The organism is Alteromonas sp. 76-1 (assembly GCF_900654235.1).
In the GTDB taxonomy this organism is placed as follows: domain Bacteria; phylum Pseudomonadota; class Gammaproteobacteria; order Enterobacterales; family Alteromonadaceae; genus Alteromonas; species Alteromonas naphthalenivorans.
The window spans coordinates 3504446-3528085 of sequence record NZ_LR136958.1 but is presented as its reverse complement, the minus strand read 5'-3'; the positions used below and the strand labels follow the sequence as shown (position 1 = coordinate 3528085).

General features: G+C 42.1%; 21 protein-coding genes and 1 pseudogene. 6 read left to right on the top strand and 16 right to left on the bottom strand.

The annotated features are described in order from the left end of the window. Nucleotides 1-45 precede the first annotated feature (45 nt). The 4 genes and pseudogenes from ALT761_RS20955 to ALT761_RS15215 all read right to left on the bottom strand — a co-directional run bounded on the left by ALT761_RS20955 (nt 46) and on the right by ALT761_RS15215 (nt 4068). A complete protein-coding gene (locus ALT761_RS20955; RefSeq protein WP_442858129.1) occupies nt 46-189 on the bottom strand; it encodes a hypothetical protein in 144 nt (47 codons plus the stop codon). Nucleotides 190-212: 23 nt separating this feature from the next. Further along, nucleotides 213-774: pseudogene (locus ALT761_RS15225) on the bottom strand (EF-Tu/IF-2/RF-3 family GTPase); the annotation flags it as partial. A 629-nt stretch (nt 775-1403) separates the two neighbouring features. Then, a complete protein-coding gene (locus tag ALT761_RS15220; protein WP_129739824.1) occupies nt 1404-2930 on the bottom strand; it encodes a serine hydrolase domain-containing protein in 1527 nt (508 codons plus the stop codon). A gap of 88 nt (nt 2931-3018) precedes the next feature. Then, nucleotides 3019-4068 carry a Gfo/Idh/MocA family protein gene (locus ALT761_RS15215; RefSeq protein ID WP_129739823.1) on the bottom strand — a complete coding sequence of 350 codons (1050 nt, stop codon included), beginning with the start codon at nt 4066-4068 and terminating at the stop codon, nt 3019-3021. Nucleotides 4069-4310: 242 nt separating this feature from the next. On the opposite strand from ALT761_RS15215, the gene ALT761_RS15210 reads away from it, so the two are divergent. After that, nucleotides 4311-5645 (top strand): MATE family efflux transporter, encoded by a 1335-nt coding sequence (locus tag ALT761_RS15210; RefSeq protein ID WP_129739822.1) that lies wholly within the window; start codon nt 4311-4313, stop codon nt 5643-5645. A gap of 128 nt (nt 5646-5773) precedes the next feature. On the opposite strand, the gene ALT761_RS15205 is transcribed toward ALT761_RS15210, so the two are convergent. The 6 genes from ALT761_RS15205 to ALT761_RS15180 all read right to left on the bottom strand — a co-directional run bounded on the left by ALT761_RS15205 (nt 5774) and on the right by ALT761_RS15180 (nt 10533). After that, the gene (locus ALT761_RS15205) at nt 5774-6019 is read right to left on the bottom strand and encodes a DUF4235 domain-containing protein (protein ID WP_013783003.1); all 246 of its coding nucleotides are present in this window, start codon (nt 6017-6019) and stop codon (nt 5774-5776) included. Nucleotides 6020-6136: 117 nt separating this feature from the next. Next, nucleotides 6137-6304: a DUF1328 domain-containing protein gene (locus ALT761_RS15200; protein WP_126874060.1), complete on the bottom strand. Its 168-nt coding sequence runs from the start codon at nt 6302-6304 to the stop codon at nt 6137-6139. Between the two features lie 313 nt (nt 6305-6617). Beyond that, the gene (locus ALT761_RS15195; protein ID WP_129739821.1) at nt 6618-7553 is read right to left on the bottom strand and encodes an alcohol dehydrogenase catalytic domain-containing protein; all 936 of its coding nucleotides are present in this window, start codon (nt 7551-7553) and stop codon (nt 6618-6620) included. Nucleotides 7554-7573: 20 nt separating this feature from the next. After that, entirely contained in the window at nt 7574-8398 is an 825-nt protein-coding gene (gene dkgB, locus ALT761_RS15190; RefSeq protein ID WP_129739820.1) for a 2,5-didehydrogluconate reductase DkgB, read from the bottom strand. A 25-nt stretch (nt 8399-8423) separates the two neighbouring features. Beyond that, entirely contained in the window at nt 8424-9341 is a 918-nt protein-coding gene (locus ALT761_RS15185; protein ID WP_129739819.1) for a TIGR03571 family LLM class oxidoreductase, read from the bottom strand. A gap of 10 nt (nt 9342-9351) precedes the next feature. Then, complete coding sequence (locus ALT761_RS15180; RefSeq protein WP_129739818.1) at nt 9352-10533, bottom strand: MFS transporter; 1182 nt, start codon at nt 10531-10533, stop codon at nt 9352-9354. 287 nt (nt 10534-10820) lie between these two features. Here ALT761_RS15180 and ALT761_RS15175 point away from each other — a divergent pair, with 287 nt between their 5' ends. After that, nucleotides 10821-11267 carry a DUF3010 family protein gene (locus ALT761_RS15175; protein WP_129739817.1) on the top strand — a complete coding sequence of 149 codons (447 nt, stop codon included), beginning with the start codon at nt 10821-10823 and terminating at the stop codon, nt 11265-11267. 74 nt (nt 11268-11341) lie between these two features. Here ALT761_RS15175 and ALT761_RS15170 read toward each other — a convergent pair whose 3' ends face one another. The 4 genes from ALT761_RS15170 to ALT761_RS15155 all read right to left on the bottom strand — a co-directional run bounded on the left by ALT761_RS15170 (nt 11342) and on the right by ALT761_RS15155 (nt 16343). Continuing rightward, complete coding sequence (locus ALT761_RS15170; RefSeq protein WP_129739816.1) at nt 11342-11947, bottom strand: DNA-3-methyladenine glycosylase; 606 nt, start codon at nt 11945-11947, stop codon at nt 11342-11344. Nucleotides 11948-11982: 35 nt separating this feature from the next. Beyond that, entirely contained in the window at nt 11983-12201 is a 219-nt protein-coding gene (locus ALT761_RS15165; protein WP_129739815.1) for a DUF2945 domain-containing protein, read from the bottom strand. A gap of 352 nt (nt 12202-12553) precedes the next feature. Then, a complete protein-coding gene (locus tag ALT761_RS15160; RefSeq protein ID WP_129739814.1) occupies nt 12554-15340 on the bottom strand; it encodes a tetratricopeptide repeat protein in 2787 nt (928 codons plus the stop codon). 106 nt (nt 15341-15446) lie between these two features. Beyond that, nucleotides 15447-16343 (bottom strand): PEP-CTERM sorting domain-containing protein, encoded by an 897-nt coding sequence (locus tag ALT761_RS15155; protein WP_129739813.1) that lies wholly within the window; start codon nt 16341-16343, stop codon nt 15447-15449. A 324-nt stretch (nt 16344-16667) separates the two neighbouring features. Here ALT761_RS15155 and ALT761_RS15150 point away from each other — a divergent pair, with 324 nt between their 5' ends. After that, the gene (locus ALT761_RS15150; RefSeq protein WP_013783016.1) at nt 16668-17000 is read left to right on the top strand and encodes a hypothetical protein; all 333 of its coding nucleotides are present in this window, start codon (nt 16668-16670) and stop codon (nt 16998-17000) included. Nucleotides 17001-17010: 10 nt separating this feature from the next. On the opposite strand, the gene ALT761_RS15145 is transcribed toward ALT761_RS15150, so the two are convergent. Next, the gene (locus tag ALT761_RS15145) at nt 17011-18255 is read right to left on the bottom strand and encodes a DEAD/DEAH box helicase (protein WP_129739812.1); all 1245 of its coding nucleotides are present in this window, start codon (nt 18253-18255) and stop codon (nt 17011-17013) included. A gap of 481 nt (nt 18256-18736) precedes the next feature. On the opposite strand from ALT761_RS15145, the gene ALT761_RS15140 reads away from it, so the two are divergent. Then, complete coding sequence (locus ALT761_RS15140; RefSeq protein ID WP_129739811.1) at nt 18737-19888, top strand: glycosyltransferase family 2 protein; 1152 nt, start codon at nt 18737-18739, stop codon at nt 19886-19888. A 23-nt stretch (nt 19889-19911) separates the two neighbouring features. Here the strand turns inward: ALT761_RS15140 and ALT761_RS15135 are convergent, their stop codons facing one another. Continuing rightward, complete coding sequence (locus ALT761_RS15135) at nt 19912-20595, bottom strand: class I SAM-dependent methyltransferase (protein WP_129739810.1); 684 nt, start codon at nt 20593-20595, stop codon at nt 19912-19914. A 619-nt stretch (nt 20596-21214) separates the two neighbouring features. On the opposite strand from ALT761_RS15135, the gene ALT761_RS15130 reads away from it, so the two are divergent. Together ALT761_RS15130 and ALT761_RS15125 are read left to right on the top strand one after the other, a co-directional pair. Further along, entirely contained in the window at nt 21215-23119 is a 1905-nt protein-coding gene (locus tag ALT761_RS15130) for an ArnT family glycosyltransferase (RefSeq protein ID WP_129739809.1), read from the top strand. Nucleotides 23120-23331: 212 nt separating this feature from the next. After that, nucleotides 23332-23640, top strand: a complete 309-nt coding sequence (locus ALT761_RS15125; protein WP_129739808.1) for a DUF1272 domain-containing protein — start codon at nt 23332-23334, stop codon at nt 23638-23640.

The window sequence follows — 23640 nt, the reverse complement described above, 5'->3', positions numbered from 1 at the left end:
AAAAACCCGCCAAATGGCGGGTTTTTTAATCATACAAGCAAAATATTACTTGGCGTTTTTACGCGCTTTTGCTTCTGCAATTATTTTTTCAGCTACGTTGTTAGGACATGTTGAGTAGTGGCTGAATTCCATAGAGAACAGTCCACGGCCTGACGTGATAGTACGCAGGTGTCCGATGTAACCGAACATTTCAGACTGAGGTACGTCTGCCTTGATGCGAACGTAAAGCCAGAGTTAGTTTCGCCCGGGCGGATGCGGTAATCAATCTTACCGAATTGACCAGAACCACCAGACTGCTTTTTGTGTGTCGCTGTCTTCAACCGCTGGCGTGATAGTTTTACGGTATGCAACCTGCGGCGACTGACCAACTTCCAGCTCAACGCCGTAAGTACGCTTAAGGATGTCTACTTTGATGTCCAGGTGAAGTTCACCCATACCTTTAAGGATGGTTTCTCCAGAATCTTCATCAGTTTCAACCTGGAAAGACGGGTCTTCTGCAACCAGTTTACCGATAGCGATAGACATCTTCTCGTTCGCGCCTTTATCTTTTGGCTTAACAGCAATCGAGATTACTGGCTCAAGGAAGACCGTTGGCTCTAGTGTACAAGGGTGGTTAGAATCACATAGCGTGTGACCTGTTTGAACGTTCTTCATACCAACAACAGCTAGGATATCACCCGCTTGTGCTGAAGTAAGTTCAGTACGTTCACCAGCGTGCATTTTAACCATACGGCCGATACGCTTAGTCTTACCCGTTGCACCGTTAAGATTAGTAATTGGATTTTTTTATCTAAAACAAACTTGGTTGAAAATTTGATATCTAGCCTGTGGGTACTCAACTGCAAGGATACTGTCGCTGAGATAATTAGGGCATTCGACCTTCACTCTAAAGACTTCTGGATTAAAGTGTCTAGCGGTGAAACATGCTCTCCTTTTAGAGAAATTACGTCATTTAAAAATGATATCAATGAAGCTAACTTACGTCTTTCCCGTGAATCTAATTATTTAAAAAGTATTATGCTTTCCAGCCATAATATCTAATGAATATTTCCACTAATGGCACTTACGGTAAGCCTGAAGTGACTTTCGTAAATGTCCGCTGTTTGTCTAAACCGGACCATTGAGCAAAGAATTTTTTCACCTCAAAAGTCAGTAGGTTATCAGCTAACCTATCTGCACACTGATATACTAGTTCTTGAAAAGGACGTCATTGCTAATAGCTCAATACCCTACGTTTAAAAGCTAATAAGACAGGCATAACACGCGCTATCAAAACTGTACCGGAGTACACTATCTTCAAGTTGGTTAGCTATTCACACTGTTAAAGGAGTAAACCAACGTTAGAAAATCCTGATGCCTAAAGCTAGAAAGTCGCAAGCTGGTTTATTAGATACACCATATTATCACTGCGTTTCTCGCTGACTATTCCTGACTCCCCGAATATTCCCATCCATAACAAGCGTCTTAGCCAGCGCGCCTTCAGCATCGTCTTCAAAACGAACACTACTGCCATTCTTAGCAAAAAAATGACCTTCACCCTCATGAAAATACCTTTCATTTTCAATATAAGGTAGGGCGTTAAGCACAAAGCCGTTTTTTGCTTCCTGCAATACAATGTCAACATTAACGGGGTCTGTTACCACGTAAGTACCAATATACTTACTCAGCTCTGTTTGGTTGATTGGCACTAACTTTTTAACTTCAGCTTGCGAATACCCCACATCCAACACTTCTTTTAGGCGAACTTCTAACTCGCTAATTAACTGACTACCGTTATCGCCGTTAGTCATAATGGCGTAGCCGTTGCCGGTATCTAACTCAAGATATAACTGCGACATAAAACCTTTATCTGCGCCGCCATGACCAAAGCCCAGAATTTCACCGTCTTCATCCATGTTGATAAAAAAGCCAATACCAACATTAGGTGCTTCATTGGTTGGCGTATTGTTGGTTAACATTTCTCGTGCAGTAGCTTGCGATATCCAATCTGTTTTTTGCCCCAAATACGCGCTACGAACGCCGCTTGCCATTTTCAACATGTCTGATGGCGTGCTCCACATGCCGGCTGCTGCAAGCGTAGCGTAAGTATGCGCGCCACCTTCTACTGGTGCACCGTCACCGTCATATGGCGTAGCCATATTGTTTGATAACTTAGGCGATATGGGCTGTTCGAAACCAGAGCGCGTCATACCTATCGGCGTAAACAAAAGTCGTTGTGCCATTGTCGGTAAGGGTTCGTTTGCTATGTCTTGCAAGGTAAGTTGAGCGAGCGTAGTGCCCCCACCTGAATAGCGCATTTGCGTGCCGGGTTGAAGGTCAACCACTACCGCGCTGGTATTAGCAGGCTCAACACCTTCTAACACTTGCTGCAAAGTAGGCACGGGTTCGCCAGCCGCGTAACCAGGAAAGCCATGTACTGTGGTGCCAGCGGTATGACTCAACAGCCTGCGTAATGAAACTACCTCTTGGCCAGTCCATTCATGTTCGGGCAATTGCCAGCTGGTAAGTAAATTATTTACGTCGTTATCTAAATCAATAGGGTTATCTTGGCGGTACTTCATCAATACCGCGGCAAATGCGGGTTTAGAAATACTGCCTGCTTGGAACACTGTGTTTTCATCAACAACCAACTCGGTTGTTAAGTCTTTAACGCCGCTTTGCGTGGTCCAAGCCAGTTGTCCATTTTTCATATACGCGACAGAAACGCCTGGCACATTATAAAGGGCCTGCCGCTGGGCTAAAGATTGAAAATCAACCTCTTGCCCTTCAATTCGAATTCGTTCTGCAAGGCCGGTTTTCAAAAGGGTGGCTTCTTTTGACTCTTCAGCAGGAGAGGGGGAGGCCGGCAGGGTTTCAGGCTCTGCGCAGCCCAATAATGAAGTTAAGCAAAGTGAGAGCGTCAGCGCGGTTATTATTTTTCTTGTTTTCATTTAAGTAATCCATTACGTGTAGAAATATCAGAGTACGTATCTAAACTTACCTCGTCAATCAGCCGCCATTAGGAGTTGAAGTGGCAGTTTAAACAAATTCTTTTTCACCACCTTTTGCCGCTGAACGATAAATTGCGTTAAGCAAGGCAATAGAGCGGCGACCTTCGAAACCATCTACCAATGGTTTAGTGCCGTTTTCAAGCGCATGTAAAACATCTTCAAAATTTCTTTGGTGCCAAACAAAGTCGATGGCTGAAGGGTCGGCTGCGCCAGCGCCGGCTTCATTCTCATTAAGACCATATTGCTGTCTAATTTCATTGTCATGTTCACTTTCATTAGCGAACTCCCACAGCCGGAATTTGTCATCGCTCATGAAAACAGAACCCTGCGAGCCGGTAATTTGGATTTCTGCCGGATGTCCGTTTTTAGACCAGCACGCGGTAGACCCTTGAATCACACCCAACGCGCCACTTTCAAACTCCACCATGGCAATACCAACATCTTCTACTTCTATTCCCTCATGGGCCACAAGCCTAGTTTCTGCCCGTACGGATTTAACGTCGCCCATCACGTAAAGTAATAAATCGATGGTATGGATAGATTGGTTCATTAACGCGCCCCCGCCGTCTAGCTTCCAGGTGCCACGCCAAGCGCCGCTTTCATAGTACTCTTGAGTTCGCCACCATTTAATATAGGCATCAGCCATAGCAATGTTGCCAAATCTACCTTGCGCTAACGCCTTTTTAAGTAGCTGCGACGATGCATTGAAACGCCGGGGGAAAATGCCCGCTAACATCACATTATTTTCTGCACATACGGCTATCATCTCATCCACTCGTTCGGCGGTCACTTCAAGGGGCTTTTCGCAAATAATGTGTTTACCCGCTTTGGCTGCAGCAGATATGGGCTCTAAATGAAACCCTGATGGGGTGCATACGGTAATAACATCAATATTGGGAGAATTTATAAAAGAAGCATAATCGTCAAAAGGTGTGCAGTTATGTTTCTGTGCGAAGGCGTTCGCTTTTTCAGTTGAACGTGAATAAATCCCTGTTAGCTCTGCATTAGGTATAGCGTTAATAGCCTGAGCATGAAAATCCGCGATCATGCCAGCGCCGACAATGCCAAATCGATACATTCCTTGTTCCTTTTTTAAACAGTTTGCAAAAAGTATAGGGAAAGTTAGCGCTCTAGACTAGCTTTAAATAAGGGAATAAAGAGAGTAGAAGTAAAGGGAGCAGGAATAAAGAGAACAGAGTACATTAATTCCTAAATTCACACTGATCTCATTCTCTTACCTCATTATTAAAACAAAACTTTTCCAGCGGGCTTAAAAATCGGTATGTTATTGCGGGTATTCGTTGTAGCCGAGGAAGCTAAATGCAAGAAGCCACCAAATCTGAACCATCGTTAACGGAAGGCGCTATTGTCGGCCACATGGTGCGGCTTGCTATCCCGGCATCAACGGGCATGATCTTCAATACACTGTATAACCTGACCGACATTTGGTTTGCGGGCTACTTGTCAGATAATGCACTTGCCGGTTTATCTATCGCGTCCAGCGTTTTCTTTCTACTGCTGTCTATTGGTATTGGCATTCAAACTGGGGCTTCTGCAATGATTGCGCCGGGGGCGGGTAGGGGAGAAACCCACGAAGTGAAAGGCTGGCTAGATAACGTAAGCGGCCTTGCCATTGCCTTTAGTGCGGTGTCGTGTGTAATAGGATTTTTTGCGGCGCGTCCGTTGGTGGTTTTACTTGGCGCTGAACCTCATATCGAGCCGCTTGCCATGGAATATTTATGGGTAACGTTAGCCGGCTCGGTAGGCTTCACCTTATCTTTCGGGGCGGCGGGCGCGTTGATGGCACTAGGCGATACCAAATCTAACCGAAATGCACTCATGATTGGTTTCTTTGCCAATTTTGGGCTGAACCCCTTCTTTACTTTTATACTCGACTTAGGGGTAAGCGGTATAGCGCTAGCCACCGTGGTGATTAAGTTTGCCACCGCGTTTTACCTGTTCCGGGTACTGATGAAGCGTTTAAACATATTGGTAATGCCCACTTTTGATAAAGAGCGTTGGCAAAAGCTACTTAAACAAATTGTGCCCGCTAGCTTCAATATGCTCACTATTATTTTAGGTGGTTTTATTACAGTGGCGCTTATCGGTCAATTTGGTAGTGAGCATGTGGCAGGGTATACCGTTGGGCTGCGTCTAGAGCAGGTGTTGTTACTACCAGCGTTAGGGTTGAATAGCGCGGTAATGGCCATAGCGGGTCAGAATATGGGCGTAAAAAAATACGACCGTGTGGCTGAAACGTACCGCAAGGGGTTACTAATCGGTTTCTTTATGGCGGTAGTGTCTATTCCCGTTATGTATTTTCTATCGCCGCTGGCAATGAGCCTTTTTACTAACGACAGTGCCATTAAAAATACAGGAATAACGTACCTTAGAATTGATACATTAGCTTTTTATGCGTACGTGGTTTTGTTTCAAAGTGTGGCTATATTGCAGGCAATGCAAAAGCCTATGTTTCCCATGTATTTAGGTATAGCCCGTCAACTTGTTGTGCCCGCTTCAATAAACTATGTACTGATTGTAGTGTGGGGCTACCCCATGGTGTCTATGTTTTACACCATCGTTACAGTGGTTATTTTAAGCGCCGTCATTGCTTTCTTTTATACCAGAAGAGAGATAAACAGGGTTAAATTATGAATTGGCTTGTATTCAATCTTGCAGATTTATTTAACAGATGTGTTATGGGAACAGGTCGCAAAAATTAACCAACGTTTCGATACCTCTTATAAGTGCTTACACTTTTAAGAGGTATCAATTTGGCAGTGTTATTTTGACTGGCGTTTGTCTAGTACATATTGAACGGCCATTCTGGCAACGCCTGCTCCAATGCCTGATACTACAGCCCAGGTTACGGCCTCTTTAAGGTCTGTATTTTCACTTTCTTTGTCTTTCGGGGCGGGGTCGTTAGTCACTTTTTCCCACGACTTTTGAAGCGTTTTTCTCGCTAGAATTCCTGCAGATGCAGCGGCAAGACCGATACCTACGTTCGTAATGCGTTGTTTGTTGCTCATAATGATCTCCATTGATGAAGCGTAAATTAAAAAAACAGCCATTAATCAAATGACTAATGGCTGTTTATTACAGACTCTCGCAAAGTCTTAAAACCAATTTTTTACTTCGGCTTTCGTTTAACTTTTGCCTTTAACCATATTCATAACAACTGAAATGATCAGTAGGATAACGAAAACACCGAATATAATTTTGGCGATACCCGCTGCAGAACCAGCAATTCCACCAAATCCTAAAACTGCTGCAACTAATGCAACTACTAAAAATATTAAAGCCCAACGTAACATAATGTATCCCTTCAGTTTGTGAGTTAATGTGAGTTAGTTATGGAGTTGCAAACCACAGGCCTACTTTGCCAGATTGTTTTAAATTGTTGCTCAAAATAGCGTCAGAATGCGGCTTGTAGCCCGATTTTATCGACAAAAAGAAGTGCGTTTTTTGCGCCGTAATATATGTAACGACTAGAGAGGATGACTATTTTACCGAATAAAACTGTAAATATTTCTCGAATGATGGGGCTAGAAAATAATAGTGTTACGCATAAAAGAGGCAGAGTACTTTTATCCATTTCCTTACAAAAATACTCTGCCCCCATTTCATTTAGCTAACAGTCACCACTGCTTTTTGTTTGGCTTCTTTAGAAGAATGAAGCGCATCGTTGAGGTTTTGAAAAGCAAACACTTGAGGTATTTCTACCACTATTTGCTGCTCTGTTATTTGCCTTAACAAGGTTTCACCGTCGTTCATAAGACGCTGCCACTGCGCTAAATCACCGAAATCGTGCAAAGCGCCTAGGGCTATTTCGTGATATGAAATTGTGCGGGTAAACGGTTCATCTACAGGCTCTTCAATGCGCCCTAAGATACTCACCACATGACCATTCGCTTCCAATAAAGGTACAAGGTTTTTGGCGTTATCAGGGCCATTTGCATCGAAAAGTGCGTAAAAGCTTTGGCCTGTTGGGGCATCACTATGAATGGCTTTCACACCCATTACATCCGCTTGCGCTTGAGTGAAACTGCTGGATATAACGTGCACATTAAAGCCGGCCTGCGATAACAGTTGGGAAAGCAGCTTGTTTACCGCTCCCATTCCGCTAACGAGTACATCAGCACCTTGCCTAACGGGTACTTTACTGAATGCTTGCCACGCCGTTAGCATGGGGCATGGCAGGGCCGCAGCCAATGCAAAGTCCATACTTTCAGGCACGTCCATTACGCGGCTTGCGTATACCTGTGTATGATCTGCAAAACTACCGTTCTCGCTAAGACTATGATGATAAGCAACGCGCTTTCCCAATAACCCGTTATCCACACCATCGCCCACGGCAATAACAACGCCTGCGCCGTCGACACCTGGCACATGGCCTTCTTGCCAATCGCGGGGATTATCGTCGATAAACTTCCAGTCTACTGGGTTTATACCAATCGCATAATTACGCACCACAATACGCCCAGCCGCTGGTGCCGAGATTACCTGCTCGTCATGCACTAGTGGCTTACCTGCTTGTTGAAATTGCCAAACATTCGCTTGCATAATACCTATCTAATACCTCTCTAATCCCACTCTGGGGCAAAGTCTGGTGTGGCCTGACGATCGCCGCAGTCTAGTGCGTCAATTTTTGCAATGTCTTCTGCGTCAAGCGTTAGCTCAAGTGCTTTGAAATTGGTTTCCAAGTTCTTACGTTTGGTAGACGATGGAATAGTCACAAGGCCATTGGCAAGCTCCCAGGCCACAACCACTTCAGCCGCGCTCACCCCGTGCTTCTCTGCAATGGCAACAATGGTGTCGTCTTTAAGCACTTTGCCTACGGCAAATGGCATGTAGCCGGTAACAACAATGCCGTGCTTGTCGCACACGGCGCGCACTTTATCATTGGTCAGATAAGGATGAACTTCAACTTGGTTAGTGGCAATAACACCTTGACCTAAAATACCTACGGCTTGTTCAACTTGAGCCACCGTAAAGTTAGAAATGCCGATTTCTTTGGTAAGGCCTAACGTTTTCACTTTTAGTAACTCACCTAAGTATTCTTCCATGCTTTCACCGTTTTCTGGTGACGGCCAGTGAATAAGCAGTAGGTCTACGTAATCTAGCTGAAGTTTTGCCAAGCTTTCTTTTACACTGTCAACAAAGCTCGCTTTGTTTAGCTTATCGTTCCACACTTTGGTGGTAACGTATAAATCTTCACGTGCTACGGCACTGTCTTTAATAGCCCGGCCCACGGCTTCTTCATTGCCATAAATTTGTGCGGTATCAATGTGGCGGAAACCTACTTCTAGGGCCATCGTCACGCTGTTATATGCTTCTTCATCTTTTAAACGAAATGTGCCTACACCCAGTGAAGGAATTTTAGACTGTGACTGATTTACGTTAGGCATGATGCCTCCTTGTTAATTTCCGTTACTAATGAAAATGCGGTAGAACGTGCTCAGCAATTCGCTGCATTGCGTCTTCAACCGGCAGCGTATTTCGCCTGAAGTGAAGGCCAATATGGTTAACGCCCGCGCTTTTCATTGCCTTAAGTTCTTTGATAAGCCCGTTTACGCCAGTTTCAACCCCGAATCGGTGGCGTTTTATCGGCGCTTCGTCGTCTTCAACCAAATTAAGATGGATAAAGCTAACGTAAGGTTTATTACCTGCAACTTCCCGCCATAAGGCTACGCGTTTTATATGATCGTTTGGCGTACCAGGGTAGGCGAGCCAACCGTCCATGTTTTCCCCAACCCATTGTGGGCTTTGCTGTGCAAGTCCGGCAACATAAAGCGGCGTATCAACTAATTCAGACTGCGAATTAGGAAGTACCTCCATGCCCTTGGTTAATTGCGCATTGCCGTGTTTTACAATGTCGAGCGACTGCCTAAATTGTTCACCCCGGGTGTTAAAGTCGACACCAAAAAGCGGATATTCAACAGGGCGGTCGCCGCTTGCCACGCCAAGAATTAGCCGGTTACCGCTAAGCTTTTGTACGCTCGCCGCGGCTTTCTTTACTAACCAAGGTTGGCGTAAAGGCAGAACGACGGCCGCTGTGCCTAGTAAAATATTGTCAGTAATACCGGCAAGGTAGCCAAGGTAAGTGAAGGTTTCAAAAACTTGTGCGGCATCGCCAAAGTTTGGGTCATATATAGGCACATCGCGTACCCAAGCTGCCTTAAAACCTAATTTGTCTGCCAACTGGATGCGACTGTGATGTTGAGTTAAATCAGGTACGCCAAACGGCGTACCTTTTGTAGCATCAAAATGTGCCCAGTCGTTATCGAGTGGAAGTTCTACGCCTACTGAAAAGTCGTGGGCTGCTAGTTTATCAAACGTGTTGGTAGTCATAATGGTGCCCTTACGCATTTATCGTAGCGGAAGCGTCACGCTTATCTAAGTAACCGCTGTACCGTGTTACCACTAACGCAGACACAGAAATAGCAGCGCCTATCCATGCGGTATCTGATAGCTCCATGCCCTCTACAATGGCCCCGCCAACAATTGAACCTACCGCAATACCAATGTTGAACGCTGCAATGTTTAGCCCTGAAGCTACATCTACTGCATTTGGTGTGAATTTTTCAGCAAGCTGCACAACATATACTTGAAGACCTGGTACGTTTCCAAATGCAAACGCCCCCCACACTAGAATAGTAATTACTGCAGCAATTTTGTGACCCATGGTGAAGGTGAGGGCGAACAAAATAATGGCTAGAGCACTGAAGATAATAGTGAGCGCGCGAATAGGGCCTTTTTTATCGGCTAATTTACCGCCATATATGTTCCCAACGGCAACTGAGGCACCGTAAACCAGCATGATCAAGCTAATCGCAGAAGGCGCGAATCCTGATTCTTGTTGCAAAATAGGCGCAAGGTAAGTAAATGCGGTAAAGGTACCGCCGTAACCTAAAATGGTCATTAGGTATACCAAGACTAATCGGGGCTGAACCAATACTTTCATCTGCTCGCTTAACGTAGCAGGCTTACTCTGTTTTAAGTTGTTTGGCACAAGTAACGCACTGCCAATAAGCGCAATAGTACCTAAAGCAGATACCACTAAGAATGTGGCTCTCCATCCAAAGCTTTGTCCAATCCATGTGCCAAGCGGTACACCTGTTACCAAGGCAACGGTAAGGCCAGTAAACATAATAGCAATGGCGCTGGCTTCTTTCTCTTTAGCAACCAAGCTGGTGGCGATAGTAGAGCCAATTGAAAAGAACACACCATGGGCAAGGCCAGTTAAGATACGCGCCACTATTAGACTTTCGTAACTAGGTGCTTGCCAGGCAAGAATATTACCGGCAACAAACAAAGCCATAAGGCTTAGCAGTACGTGTTTTCTGTTCCATTTACCGGTTAATGCGGTTAATACAGGGGCGCCAACGGCTACACCAACAGCGTAAAGGCTGACGAGTAATCCCGCGCTGGGTAGGGTTACGCCAAGATCTGACGCTATCGTGGGCACTAACCCCACAATTACAAATTCCGTAGTACCAATAGCAAACGCACTTAACGTTAACGCAAATAATGCAATAGGCATTGTTAATCCTCACAAAAGTGGCTCAAAAGAGCTGTTATTTAAGTGCGTACAGTGTGACGATAAATTTGTTTGTTAAAAACAGCACTAATGACAAAACACTTTTGCGATTTTTGAAAATATAAATAATAAGGCATAAATGATGGGGTCAGAGTACTTTATTGATATAAAGGTACGCTGTTTCTATTTCTAGGAAAAAATAGAATCGAAAAGCTAAAGAAAGCTGAGTGTTGATAAATATCATTAGCAAAACACGCTATAATGGCTGATAAATGTAAATAGGAATGAATATGAAAGTCTGTGGTGTAGATTTAAAAGGTAACGAAGCAAATGTGTGTCTATTGTCGCTAATAGATGGCTTGTTTCATGTTCCCGACTGCCGAACACGCCGGTTAACGTTGGCAGATAGCAGTGCTAAAGGGCTCAAAAGCCTTCAAAGTACTTTCGCTAAACTTGTGGCCGACTACAAAATTGATGCTGTGATAATTCGCCAACGTCAAAGCAAAGGTAAATTTGCTGGCGGTGCTATTGGCTTCAAATTAGAAGCGGCTATTGAATTAATTGAAGGGTTGGATGTAATTGTATATAGCCCAACTGATATTAAAGAATCTTTACGCAGAAACCCAATTGCAGTGCCTTTTGCCGAAACGGGTTTAAAGCAGTTTCAAGAGCCAGCTTTTACTTCCGCTTATGCATGGTTAATGCAGAACCATTACGCTTCGCAAACAGACGAGTAAATTAAGGGGGCAGGGTACTTAATTTTTTAATACTCTGCCCAATATAACCGTCACGCTGTGGTGAAATAAGCGAGCTATTCCGCCTGCAATAGCGCCTTTCTTTTCAGTGTAAATCGCCAAGGTAATGCGGCGTCATCTTCGGCGTAATCTATACCAATGCGCGGCGAGCACGTTATATTATCCTTGGGTACTGTTTTTCCTTTTCCTTTTCCTTCACCTTGAACCCAAACCAGGTTTCGATTAGTTACTGGTGTCCCATTAAGGGAAGGCGTTAAACCAAGAGCTTGAGTGAGTTTAGCTGGGCCCGAACATAGGTTTTTGTTAGCACACTGCATGTTTCTTCTTTTTGCCATAGCTTCAACTCCCTCAGTTGGCTCAATTGCACGAATAAGCACCGAGTCTGCGAACGCTTCACTGTTAGTGACAATATTGAACATACTATGGTGGCCATAAACCTTGTATATGTAAGCAATTCCGCCATTGCGTTTTAGTGTTTTTATAGAAGAAGGGCGTCTGAGCAAATGCTTTTGCATTGCCAAATCGTTGCTATGGGAATAAGCCTCAGTCTCTAAAATTATGCCACCCGTTCGTATACCATCAATTTCACTGTATAGATATTTGCCTAGCAAATTCTTCGCTATGTTAACTACATCGCTATGAGAGAAAAAAGAAGGGGGCATTGTCATTATACGAAGTACAATAATCTATAAATAAGTTAAGACGATTTTTTAAGTTCGCTGTGCGACTTCAGTACCTCACTGCCATCGTCTTGTTCGATAAGATAAGCAGGGTCTTTTTCGCTAGCCTCACGTTTTACCGATGAGCCTTTAATTGTGCGCTCAACGTCACTTGTATATTTCTTTCGAATATTACCCGTGGCGCTACCTTTCCCCCATTCCCACTCTACTTCTGTGTTAATAGCATAATTTTTCATTTTAAATCCCTATGTAAATGTTTAAGAAGGCTAGCTACAAGGTTGCATTCGCTAAAACAAAATCACCGTACTCAAAATTGATTTGTGCAAACTATAAACGGGCATAGTGTGGGTAAAGTTCACTAACAGAAATGAAGCACGCTAGGCTGCTGCAGTTAAAATTTAAGCGCGGTGTGGCAGCTATGGTGTGGTAGTTAATTTATAGGGAGTACAACGGCGAAGCAGATGTCGGGCAAATTAACGCCCCAGCACGAATCGTCGATACATTTGGCGAATCTGGAGCGGATGTTACTATTAAAGACTGGCACGCTATCGCAGTACTCAGCCAAAAAGGGTGATGTACTGCTTTGCTTTAAAGAGAATCAAATAAGACTTTGGCTTGTTGTTTGTCTGCGAAAGGTAAGTCCGAAGAAAGTGCATTGGCAAGTTCAATTTTAGCCTGTTGATGCTTTCCTTGCTTTAACAGTACGAAGCCTAGGTGATACATAATATTAGGGTCGACGGCATCGAAAGAATAGGCCTTTCTTAAATTAGGCAGCGCTTCGGTGTAATTACCCTGGCGTGCCAAAATCCAACCATATGTATCTAAAACTTGTGGTGTATTTGGTGAAAGTGATAACGCCTCTTCTGCGTATTTTAGTGCTTTTGGTAAGTCGTCTTTCGTTTCTATATAAGCAAGGTTATTTAAGACGGTTGCTTTGTCAAAAAGCGCTTCTATCTTTGATAAAAACTCATAATGTGTCTTTGCTTTATCATGCTCATCTTGGGTTAAATAGAAATCTGCCAATAACCTTTTATGGAAATAGGCGTTTGGATATTTCTCAACGTAAGGAAGCATAAGTTCTTCAAAAGCGATAAACATGCTTTCATTGCTAGCGCTTTGAAATAGTGAGGCTGCGTGCACAGAAGTATGAGGGTCAAGTTCAAATGCGTGGGAAAATGCGCTGAATGCCTTTTGTTTATCGTTTGTTGCATTATAAAAATTGCCGGCAAGTAGATAAGCCTCAGGGCTATTGGGCGCTTTAGCCTGAATAGCAATAATCGCTTTTTCCAAACCATCAAGCTGATTGGTTTTTAATTTTAGTTTAGCTTCTTCCAACGCTATTGTTACGCTGTCTGGTGCAATAGCTTTAGCGTCGGATAGCGAGGTACGTGCGCCAATGAGATCATTTGCCTTTATCTGCAATTTACTCAACTTAACGAGAAGTCTAGGGTTGCCGTTCCAAAGACCATACAAAATATTGAGCGGCAATTCAGCTTTTTCATATTGCCCTATTTCGGTTAAAAGTGACGCTTTAGCAACCAATGCAGTTTGATCTAGTCTGTTTTGTTTCAGCAGTTCGCCCACCTCGATTAGCGCTTTTTCATGCTGTCTAGAATTGATGTAGATTTCTAACAGTAAGCCTGAAATAGGGGTACTTTGCGGTATATCTCTTTTGGCGGCATTCAAGAGTGACAATGCGGCCTCGATATTATCAGACTTTGCCAACGCTTCGCCCAAGAGCAGCGTATGTGCAAGATTGGGGTTGCCTTGGAATAGCCGTTCCGCAATGACTAGCGCCTCATCAACTTCATTTAGTTTGAGCAAAACTTCTGCATGTAAAATTAGAGCCCCCGGCGCGTAGGGAGTATCTTTTACAACCTCTTGTGTGATGGCCTTCGCCGCTTCTAAATTACCCCAACTATCCTGAACTTTTGCCTCGAGTAATTTAAGCCTGCTCTTATCTTCAGTTGTGGCGTAAAGGTCTTTAATGTCATCTAAAGCCGCTTGATAAGAGGACGTCTGCATTTTTAATTGGATGCCTAACAGCTTTAGTTTTTCGTCTTGTGCTTCGCTAAAGGTTTCGTTGAATATAGCTAAAGCATCGTCAAAACGGCTGCGTTCTATCAACGAGTTCATACGCACATAACTGAACGTTGCTTGTGAGCCATGAATGAATTCAGCTTGTTCAATCAGCCTGTCACATTTAAAACTGCGATTGTTTTCAATAAATAAATTACACAAGGTCACTGTCAGCGGTATATTGCGAGTAACCAAGGTTTGCCGTCTATCTAATAGCGTTAGGGCATCTTTCGGCGTATCTAGCTTAATATATGAATCAGCTAGCAAGGCTAGTGCTTTTACGCTGTCATTATTATTATTAAGGTAAGTAGAAAATGCCTTCACGGCACTTTCATAGTCTTCATTCAAGTAGGACGCAAACGCATTGATAAATTGCAGCTCTTGGCTACTCTGCATAATATCTTCGGGTAATAAAGTTAGTGCCGCTAGCAGTTCGTCGAATACTTGTTTAGCTATTTCAGTTTGATTGTTTTTAGCGCGAAGCTGCCCTAAAAGCAATTTGACGTAAGGGTCGCCAGGGGTTTGATCTACTATTGTTTGTACAATTTTTAAAGCAGCATCATTATTGTCGATAGCCATATAGGCACTTGCCAACGATCGCATAATGATAGGGTTTTCAGCAGACAACGAGTGGGCGCGTTCTAAGAAACTCACCGCTTCTTGTGTATTACCTTGTCGATAAGCTAACTGGCCACGTAAATGAAGTGTTTGAGGATTGTCACCATATTTACTCGATGCCTGTTGGATATAAGACGTGGCTTTCTCGAAATCATTTAAATAGAGATAGTGTGATGCAAACGTTTGTAAGACACGTAAACTATTGGGCTGTAGTTCATTCGCTTGGTTTAAATATTGAATAGCCTCTTTAGGCTTTGGTGATTGATGCTGCGCGCTGCTTTTAATTAGAAGTACTTCAAATGCAATATCTTGCTTCAAACTAGCAGTATCAATACTCAAAATACGTGAGTAACTTTTCAATACAAGTAGCGCTCGCGCAATTGTTACAGCGGTAAGGTTTTTATCTGCACCTAGTTGCTCTGCATCATGTAACTCTTGTAACGCAGCATCAAAAAAGCCCTTTGTATAAAGGATCTTCCCCATCAATATCTTCGAAGGCACGTGACTTGGATTGGCTGCAAGAGCATTCTTCAAGTGAATATAGGCGCTTTCAGTATCATTTTGTGACACGGACTCTAAAGCAGACTCAAAATACTGCTCTTCAACCTCAATAGCATTGCTCGATATAGAAAACAGCAGAAACATTAAGGTGATGATGACAGTACGATTGTAATACATGGAGCAACCATTTAGCCTAAAGAGGGATTTCAGTTTACGTAAAAATGTAAAGTGGATAAACAAAAACGACGCTTTACAGCGCCGTAGTGTTTAATTTCTAGCAAAGCTATTTCGACTTTCTACGCCTTAGCATTATTAAACCAGCACTTAAAAATAGCGCGATACCTGCAGGTTCAGGAACTTCGGTGGCTTTTACGATAAGGTTATTGATGGCACCTGAACCTGGAAGGTTAACAACCAGTTTCGTTACATTAGTGTACAGCGACGCCAATTCCGTAGACACAAAATCTTTTCTTGCGTATTCATTATTGCCTGGCGCTAATACTTGGGTACTACCTGACGTGCCGTCAGCATAGAAAAAGTAGATTAGATTTTGAGGAGAGGTTGTATCTGTACGTTCAACGTCTTCTACATCGAAAAAGTCTAAATTAAGGATATCTACTGGGCCATCGGTAAAATCAAATACAAAGAAACCACCAGGACGCGTAGCTTCATCATCTGGGTTTGTACACGTTGTTGTATTGCAAGCATGCTCATTTAAGATTAACGCATTACCTGGGCGAGACCATAAGCCGCCTCCGGTTCCCGCTTGAGCTTTGATGTCTGCATAGTAGCTTTTGTAATCTGTAAGCTTGTCGTATTCATCGCCCGAGATAGTACCTACCCAGCTGCCGTTAACCTTGTCAAATTCAAGGTCAGGGTCTTGTGTGTTGTTAGCTTGCGTATTAAATGCAGCCTGTCTACTGCTGTAGTCTGGATTAGTAGCATTAGGATCGTCATTACACACGCCCGTAACTCGGTCTGTGCCAGCAGCTGCCACGCCGTTTGTATTACAGCTTGAGATTAATATGCCCCAATCAGCGTATTCATCATCGATAACCTGTCCATTTTGAATTCTATTTAAATTTGCATCCAAATCGAAATCAACAACTCTGACCGTAGCCAGCGCATTTGCTGACGACACACATAAAACAACACACAACAACTGCTTCAACGACAACATTTAAGCCATACTCCATTATACTTTAATTTTATCTTAAGCACTAAGTGTGCCACGTGGTAAGTTTTTGATTTTTTTGTGTTTTGTTTTCACTTTGAAATTAATTGTAAAGAAGTTTGACAGATTGCATTACGCCTGCTTGTACCTTAGTTGTAGAAAGCCGGTTCGAAATTAAAACGAAAGCGTTTTCTCACAGTCTTTACTTTATAGAGGTCAGAAGCCATCTTGCGGACTTAATACTTACAAATTCAATATTGGCTCTATTTCATACTGGAAAAATAAACAAAATTTGCCGATAATCAAATCTTTAAACTATTCAAAGATAAAATGGAAACTCGACTCCCTCTGTACAAAAAGTTGTTGGTGATGTGTCGTATTGAACCTGGCTGTCTTGGGCCGCAGGGAGCAGACTATGTCGAGGAGTTTTGTGTTTTTGCTAAACAAAAACTGAAAGACAACCGTGGCCACTGTTTGCGTTGGGTTGTTAAACCTCGATATGACAAATCACTTCCTGAGCTAGAGTTTCAGATGAAGAACATTACGGTATCGCGTGAAAATGCTGACAAGTATATGAACAGCTTCGATATTGATATTGATGTTTTCGAAGAAGAGTTGGAAGAAACCCTTGCCGACTTAGTTGATGTGTTTTTTGAGCGTTGAAAGCGCTGAACTAACGGCGCTTTCTACGCCCCTTCGATCTACCTTTACCTTTCGGCTTGTCGTTAGCCTCAAAATTCCCGTATAAGTCTTCTTCAATCTTAGCTGCGGGTGGCTTCGGTTTTGGCTTCGGCGCAAATTCGGCAATGAAGGTCTTTTTAAATTGCCTGCCAAGAAGACGTTCGATGGTTTTTAGCTGCTTTGCTTCGTCGTCGCTGAATAGCGAAATAGCCAAGCCCTCTGACGACGCTCTGCCTGTACGGCCAATTCTATGAATATAGTCCTCAGCTACATAGGGCAGGTCGACATTAATCACGCATGGCAATTGCTGAATATCAATGCCTCTAGCGGCTAGATCTGTTCCAATCAGTACTTTAATGCTGCCATCTCTAAAACCATTTAACGCCAATGTGCGTGCTTGCTGCGTTCTGTTAGCATGAATAGACTCTGCAACAATACCTTTCGCTTCAAGTTCATTCCTTAACTCATCTGCGCCGCGTTTGGTACGCGTAAATACCAATATTTGAGACCAGTCATTATTTTCAATAAGGTGAATAAGAAGCTCGTTTTTTCGCTCTTTGTCTACCGGATGCAATATTTGCGTAATCTTTTCAATGTGATCATTAGCCCTAGCTAACTCGATAGTTTTAGGGGTGTTCAGCATCGTGGTTGCTAATGTTTTAATTTCTTTTGAAAACGTGGCTGAAAAGAGTAGCGTTTGACGTTTCTCTGGCAGAAGCTTTTGTATGTGATGAATATGGTCAATAAACCCTAAGTCCAGCATGCGGTCGGCTTCATCTAGCACCAATATTTCAAGGTGCTCGAAGTTAATATCACCTTGTTCATACAAATCTAGCAAGCGCCCTGGTGTTGCGATGAGAATGTCTACACCTTGGGCTAACGCATATTTTTGAGGTTCAATTCGCACGCCACCAAACACGGCGGTTGAGCGGACTTTTAGATTCTGGCTATATTGTTCCACGTTCTGGGCAACCTGTGCGGCAAGCTCTCTAGTAGGAGCTATGATTAGCGCGCGTACACAGTTAGGCTCAGAGCGAGGCTTGTCTGCCAATAGCTGCAAAATAGGCAGTGAAAAACTCGCTGTTTTCCCCGTTCCTGTTTGTGCAATCGCAATAAGGTCTTGTTTACTTAATATTGCTGGAATGGCTTCCTGCTGAATTGGAGATGGGGTGGTATAGCCCTTTTCAGCAACGGTATTTAAAAGTTCAGTACACAAGCCTAGCGCGCTAAATGACATAAAAGGGGAACCCACAACGCATTAAATTTGGCGTCATGATACTTGAATATAGGGGGCATGGAAAATGGGGGCGGAATACATTGCTAACTAGCGCATGTCTACCTGCTCATAGGTACTTTGAGTTTACTTTTTATTTGTATCCAAAAAATATTGTTAGAAGGGCTCTCATGTTAGAGAAATTTATGAAAATAGCTAAAACGCTCTATGGCCAAACAGTCTGCGTTTAAAGATAAAATATGTGCATTCAAATGATTTAACATGAATGCGTTGAAATCATGGATACGTTCAAGCAACGTATTGATTGAAATGAATTTCCTTTACTGTTAAACCTACTGTAATTAGAAATTGAAATATAGTGCGAGTTTTTACCGTAACTAGTAGCTACTTCATCTACCTTGGTTGTGGGGTTTATTGTAAGGTTTTATGGTTTCAAAATGTTAGATTTGAGACTAATTAAAAGACAAAATGTAAGGAGACATCTTTGGAATTAAGTTTTGTTATTCCATGTCTAAATGAAGAAAAAACTTTGGCTTCTTGTATTGGTAAGGCCAAGCGGTTTATAAAGCGAGAAGGTATAGTCGCCGAGATAATTATAGCGGACAACGGTTCGACAGACTTATCGAAAAAAATTGCTATTGAAGAAGGAGCTAAAGTTGTAGAAATAAGTAGGAAAGGCTACGGAGCAGCAATTTCAGGAGGTATTAAAGTAGCTCGCGGAAAATATGTCATCATGGGGGATGCCGATGATAGTTATGACTTTGAAAAACTTGATGTCTTTTTAAAGCAGCTTCGTTCTGGTGCACAGTTGGTTATGGGGAACCGGTTCGAAGGTGGGGTTGATCGTAATGCAATGCCTTTCTTGCATCGTTATTTAGGGAATCCAGTCTTAAGCTTTCTAGGTAGGTTGTTTTTTTCCTCTTCAATTCGAGATTTTCATTGCGGTTTAAGGGGATTTGACAGGCAGTCTATTTTGAAACTTCAGTTAACCTGCCCTGGTATGGAATTCGCGAGTGAAATGGTCGTCAAAGCTTCTTTACAAGGACTTAAAATTACCGAAGTTCCCACCACGCTTAAAAAAGATGGGAGAGACAGGCCACCGCACTTGAACACTTGGAAAGACGGTTGGCGGCATCTTAAGTTTTTGTTGGTATATAGTCCCAAATGGTTGTTTTTCTATCCAGGTTTATTTTGTTTTTTAATCGGTGCGATTGGTATTGGTGCACTCTCGTTCGGAAGGCTATCTATAGGTAACTTGACTCTAGACTATCACACGATGCTGTATTCTTCGGCGTTTGCGGTCGTTGGTGTTCAAATGATTTCATTTGCATTTATTAGTAAAACCATGGGTAAAGTTATGCAACTGTGGAGGTCGAGTGACGCCATGCTAAAAGCAGTTGAAATATTTATCCGTGAGCGTTCCCTTTTAGTTTGTTTTCTATTATTGCTGTCTGGAATTAGCTTGGGTATTTTGACTATAGGAGAATGGGGAAAAGGGAATTATGGTCCTATAACAGATCTTAATATCTTAAGGTCGTCGATATTATCGGTAACTCTTATTATTGTTGCAGGGCAGGGTATTCTTTCTTGGTTTTTCCTGAATTCATTATTGATGTTTAGCGAAAAGGAGTCGTAGCCCTAATTAACACACGCTTGAGACTATTTCGGGGCATAGGCAATAATATTACTAGGCCAGCCCCACAGTGGTAGCGTCTGCACTTTAGGCTCGGAGGCTGTCGATATCAACATTATTCTTTTAACTTCTGCTGGCGTCAGCAGGTTGAGATTTTCTTCTTTAGAAAAAAAAGAATAGGGGGTATTGCTTAGTATTGAGCGAAAAGTTGATTTTGGAAGCCAATGTATTAGAGGTAAAACGGTGTGAAATTCCACTGGGAACCATCGGTTTGGAGTGGTAATAAATACCCCCTTTCTTGCAACTCTATAACTTTCTTCAATAAAGCGCTTTTGATTGTCTAAATTACCTACATGTTCGAGCACTGCGGACGAATGGACATAATCAAAGGTGTTATCTTCAAAAGGTAAGTTAAGGCCATTTGCTCTTACAAATTTTAAGCCTTCATATAGCGTTTCGAGAAACGACGCATCATCCAGACCTACAGCTGTGATTCTATTTTTATGTGGATACCAGGCTTCGAAGTAGTTTGATGCCTCATAAGTTTGGTCGGCAGTAACACCTATATCAAGAACAGAATCACAACTGGAAATTCGAGTTAAATCTAAAAATAACTCATACATTTTTTTCCTTTGGTACGCTGCTATTTTTACAGGTAAGCTCGCTGGTGGAGCGACATTGTATTGATCATTTACTTTTTTGAAATTCACTTTGCTGACCCGTTTTAAAATACTGCTGTGAACCAAGGAGTGTATATCAAAGCAATAATAATATTGAAGGTTTTTTAGTTAAGTAGCCTTATAGATATAATATTATAAACTGGTAGCTATGCCTTGATGAGATGCCAAAGTCAGTCTAATATTCGCTACCTACTTTTACTCCATATATTAATAATTATAAGTACGTGAAATCTATTTTAGTTTTACCACAATTTTTTAGATTTATTGTTAGTGGTGTATTCATGGCAGTTGCCTGCGCTGTATTTGTTGGCTTGGCTTCCCAGTACATTGATAACAACAATGCTTTTCTTATTGTTTGTTCGTTGATATATCTTTTCCTCAGTCTTCTCAATTATTTTTTCCAATCTTTTTGGGTTTTTAACAAAAAAGGCAGTTTTGTCACTTATATTTTTTGTTGCGGTATTTGCTCGTTCGTTTTTGGTGGCGTAAATACTTCAGTCTTATATTTTCTCAATAGCAGGGAATTAGCTGCAGTTACTTTTGCTTATATTGTGTCAGTTAGTGTGGTCGTGCCTTTATCTTACCTTCTAAATAAGCACCTATTTACACGGCCTCACGAAGTGTAGCTTTAATTTTATAAGGAAATGAGATGCAATTTTTTGCAAGAGATAAAAGCGAAATCGTTTTAGGAGTTTTACCAATATTTTTGTGTATAGCTTGGCAGTTTATGATTGGCAAGGATCTAAATTGGGATGCTAGTAATTATCATCTTTATGCTGGTTTCTCAGCTCTTAACGAGCGTTTATCCCAAGATTTCTTTGCCGCAGGCCCACAAAGTTATTTGAATCCATTTGCATATACACTTTTTTATCTACTTGTTACTTATTTTGAAAGTGCTCTAGTCATTGGATTAGTTCTTGCTCTTAGCCACAGTGCAGTTATTTATTTAACATGGGGAATTGCAAAGTTAGTATTGAAAGAAATGGCACCCTCGAAAAGCTTTCTATTTCTTACTACTATCCTTAGCCTTTCAACAACAGTAGTTTGGCACCAAATTGGTTCCTCTTTTATTGATATCTATGTGACAATTCTCGTCTTGTTGGGTGTTTATTGTCTTCTCAGATACAATATTTCGCCAAATGCTAAATTGTCATTTATTTCAGCTTTCGTCTTGGGTTGTGCGGTAGGTATTAAGTTAACATCCGGCATGTTTGCTATTGCTGCTGCAGGGTGTGCTTTCTTCTTAATGTGTTTAAAACACAAAGAGTATAAACACTTTATGTGGTTCGCCATGGCGGGTGTAGCAGGAACCCTTCTTGTAGAAGGCTGGTGGGGGTACAAAGTATATCAACAGACAGGAAACCCATTCTTTCCGTTTCTAAATAGTATTTTTTGCTCTCCATATGTCATATGTGAGTCTATTGCGCATCATAGGTTCATCCCTTCATCGCTATTAGAAGCACTAATTTTACCTTTTGAAATGGTTCTACCTTCCCCGTGGCTGTACATCGAAATACTATCGCCCGACGCACGCTTCGCGCTATTTTTCTTATCATTTCCATTTTTGGCATATCTAAGGAAGAGAAATAAAAAAAACACATCCTCATTTAGTATTGTTCTTAGTTTTTGGTTAATTAGCTATTGCTTATGGATAGTTAGCACGGGAAATGGACGCTATGGTATGCCGCTATTTATTCTAATAGGGGTGATTTTGGGATATATGATTTCAAAAGCTTTGGACGCAAAGCGTTCACAGATATATATGTTTCTCTTAGTTGTTTTTCAGATGTGTCTAATAGGTTTTGGTGGTGAGTTTAGGTGGAACTCGGTGGCATGGGGAGACTCTTATTTTGAATACAAATTGCCGGTAGGTTTGACTAGTACTCCTGCTCTCTATGTTTCCACAGAATATCAATCAAATAGCTTTTTAATACCGCAATATCATCGGGACTCGTCATTTATAAGTATATCGGGACAAATGCCTTTAGATGGGGAAGATGCTTTTGGAAAAATAAAGCAACTATTAAATCGACATGAGGGTAACTTGCGATTTTATACAGAAATAGAAATACCTGAAGATAGGCAAGTTTCAGATGTCAATTGGCATAGTCTAATTGATACTAAGCTTGAAAGGTTTGGTTGGAAAATTGACGAGCAAGAATGCGAGTATGTTAAAAACGTTATCAGGAAAGGTATCTTAGGGGAAAAGTATATTGTTGACTGCCCAATTAAAACGGACGCCGTTCTCGCATCTGAGTTTAAAGAATCAGTTTCAGAGGTAAATATTATATTTAGAAATATAGAAAAACTCTGCCCGCAACTATTCAGCCCATCAGAAGGAGTGACGGAAAAAGTAGCCGGCGCTTGGCTACGTTATTATATTGGTTCTGACACTACTATTTTAGTAATGAATACGGATGTTGTAAAACAAGATTATACTGAAATAGGAACAGTGATTTTAGGAAAAAGAGAAGAGTGGCTGAACAATCCAGAGGCGGCATCTTTGGGCTGTAAAACATCTGGTACGAAGAGGTCTAGGTCTGTTAGCTTCTAGCTATGAAAGGTTAAATCGCACTCTACTTTGTTATGCTCATTTCAATTACTAATTTGCATTGAGCCCTAAGGCTTAGAGTGCGTAATTCCTCCAAAAGTAAACGGCTACTTTTTTAAATGTCCTTTTTGACCCGCTAAGATTAAGTTTTTGCCCTACCATCCATGTACAAACAGGCATAGTATCATTATCAACAATCATCAGGGCATACCTCTATGTTGATACTTAAACCTAATTGCGAATGCTGTAATACATCTTTACCTGCTAACTCATCAAAGGCCTATATTTGCACTTATGAGTGTACGTTTTGCGAAGATTGTTTGAAGGGAATATTGCAAGGGGTTTGCCCTAACTGCGGGGGTGACTTGCAACGAAGGCCCATACGCCCTGTAAAAGCATATCGTCCGGGTTTGGGTTTACAGCACCATAGTGCAAGTAATGAGAAAGTCGTTGGACAACTCAGTGAGCAAGAAATCACTACATTTGTAGACACTATAAAGCATATTCCGGCGCATGAGCGCTAA

Excerpts from the sequence above, each read along its gene's own strand:
- ALT761_RS20955 (WP_442858129.1), bottom strand. The coding sequence starts at position 189 with ATGTTCGGTTACATCGGACACCTGCGTACTATCACGTCAGGCCGTGGA.
- ALT761_RS15220 (WP_129739824.1), bottom strand. The coding sequence starts at position 2,930 with ATGAAAACAAGAAAAATAATAACCGCGCTGACGCTCTCACTTTGCTTA.
- ALT761_RS15215 (WP_129739823.1), bottom strand. The coding sequence starts at position 4,068 with ATGTATCGATTTGGCATTGTCGGCGCTGGCATGATCGCGGATTTTCAT.
- ALT761_RS15210 (WP_129739822.1), top strand. The coding sequence starts at position 4,311 with ATGCAAGAAGCCACCAAATCTGAACCATCGTTAACGGAAGGCGCTATT.
- ALT761_RS15205 (WP_013783003.1), bottom strand. The coding sequence starts at position 6,019 with ATGAGCAACAAACAACGCATTACGAACGTAGGTATCGGTCTTGCCGCT.
- ALT761_RS15200 (WP_126874060.1), bottom strand. The coding sequence starts at position 6,304 with ATGTTACGTTGGGCTTTAATATTTTTAGTAGTTGCATTAGTTGCAGCA.
- ALT761_RS15195 (WP_129739821.1), bottom strand. The coding sequence starts at position 7,553 with ATGCAAGCGAATGTTTGGCAATTTCAACAAGCAGGTAAGCCACTAGTG.
- dkgB (WP_129739820.1), bottom strand. The coding sequence starts at position 8,398 with ATGCCTAACGTAAATCAGTCACAGTCTAAAATTCCTTCACTGGGTGTA.
- ALT761_RS15185 (WP_129739819.1), bottom strand. The coding sequence starts at position 9,341 with ATGACTACCAACACGTTTGATAAACTAGCAGCCCACGACTTTTCAGTA.
- ALT761_RS15180 (WP_129739818.1), bottom strand. The coding sequence starts at position 10,533 with ATGCCTATTGCATTATTTGCGTTAACGTTAAGTGCGTTTGCTATTGGT.
- ALT761_RS15175 (WP_129739817.1), top strand. The coding sequence starts at position 10,821 with ATGAAAGTCTGTGGTGTAGATTTAAAAGGTAACGAAGCAAATGTGTGT.
- ALT761_RS15170 (WP_129739816.1), bottom strand. The coding sequence starts at position 11,947 with ATGCCCCCTTCTTTTTTCTCTCATAGCGATGTAGTTAACATAGCGAAG.
- ALT761_RS15165 (WP_129739815.1), bottom strand. The coding sequence starts at position 12,201 with ATGAAAAATTATGCTATTAACACAGAAGTAGAGTGGGAATGGGGGAAA.
- ALT761_RS15160 (WP_129739814.1), bottom strand. The coding sequence starts at position 15,340 with ATGTATTACAATCGTACTGTCATCATCACCTTAATGTTTCTGCTGTTT.
- ALT761_RS15155 (WP_129739813.1), bottom strand. The coding sequence starts at position 16,343 with ATGTTGTCGTTGAAGCAGTTGTTGTGTGTTGTTTTATGTGTGTCGTCA.
- ALT761_RS15150 (WP_013783016.1), top strand. The coding sequence starts at position 16,668 with ATGGAAACTCGACTCCCTCTGTACAAAAAGTTGTTGGTGATGTGTCGT.
- ALT761_RS15145 (WP_129739812.1), bottom strand. The coding sequence starts at position 18,255 with ATGTCATTTAGCGCGCTAGGCTTGTGTACTGAACTTTTAAATACCGTT.
- ALT761_RS15130 (WP_129739809.1), top strand. The coding sequence starts at position 21,215 with ATGCAATTTTTTGCAAGAGATAAAAGCGAAATCGTTTTAGGAGTTTTA.
- ALT761_RS15125 (WP_129739808.1), top strand. The coding sequence starts at position 23,332 with ATGTTGATACTTAAACCTAATTGCGAATGCTGTAATACATCTTTACCT.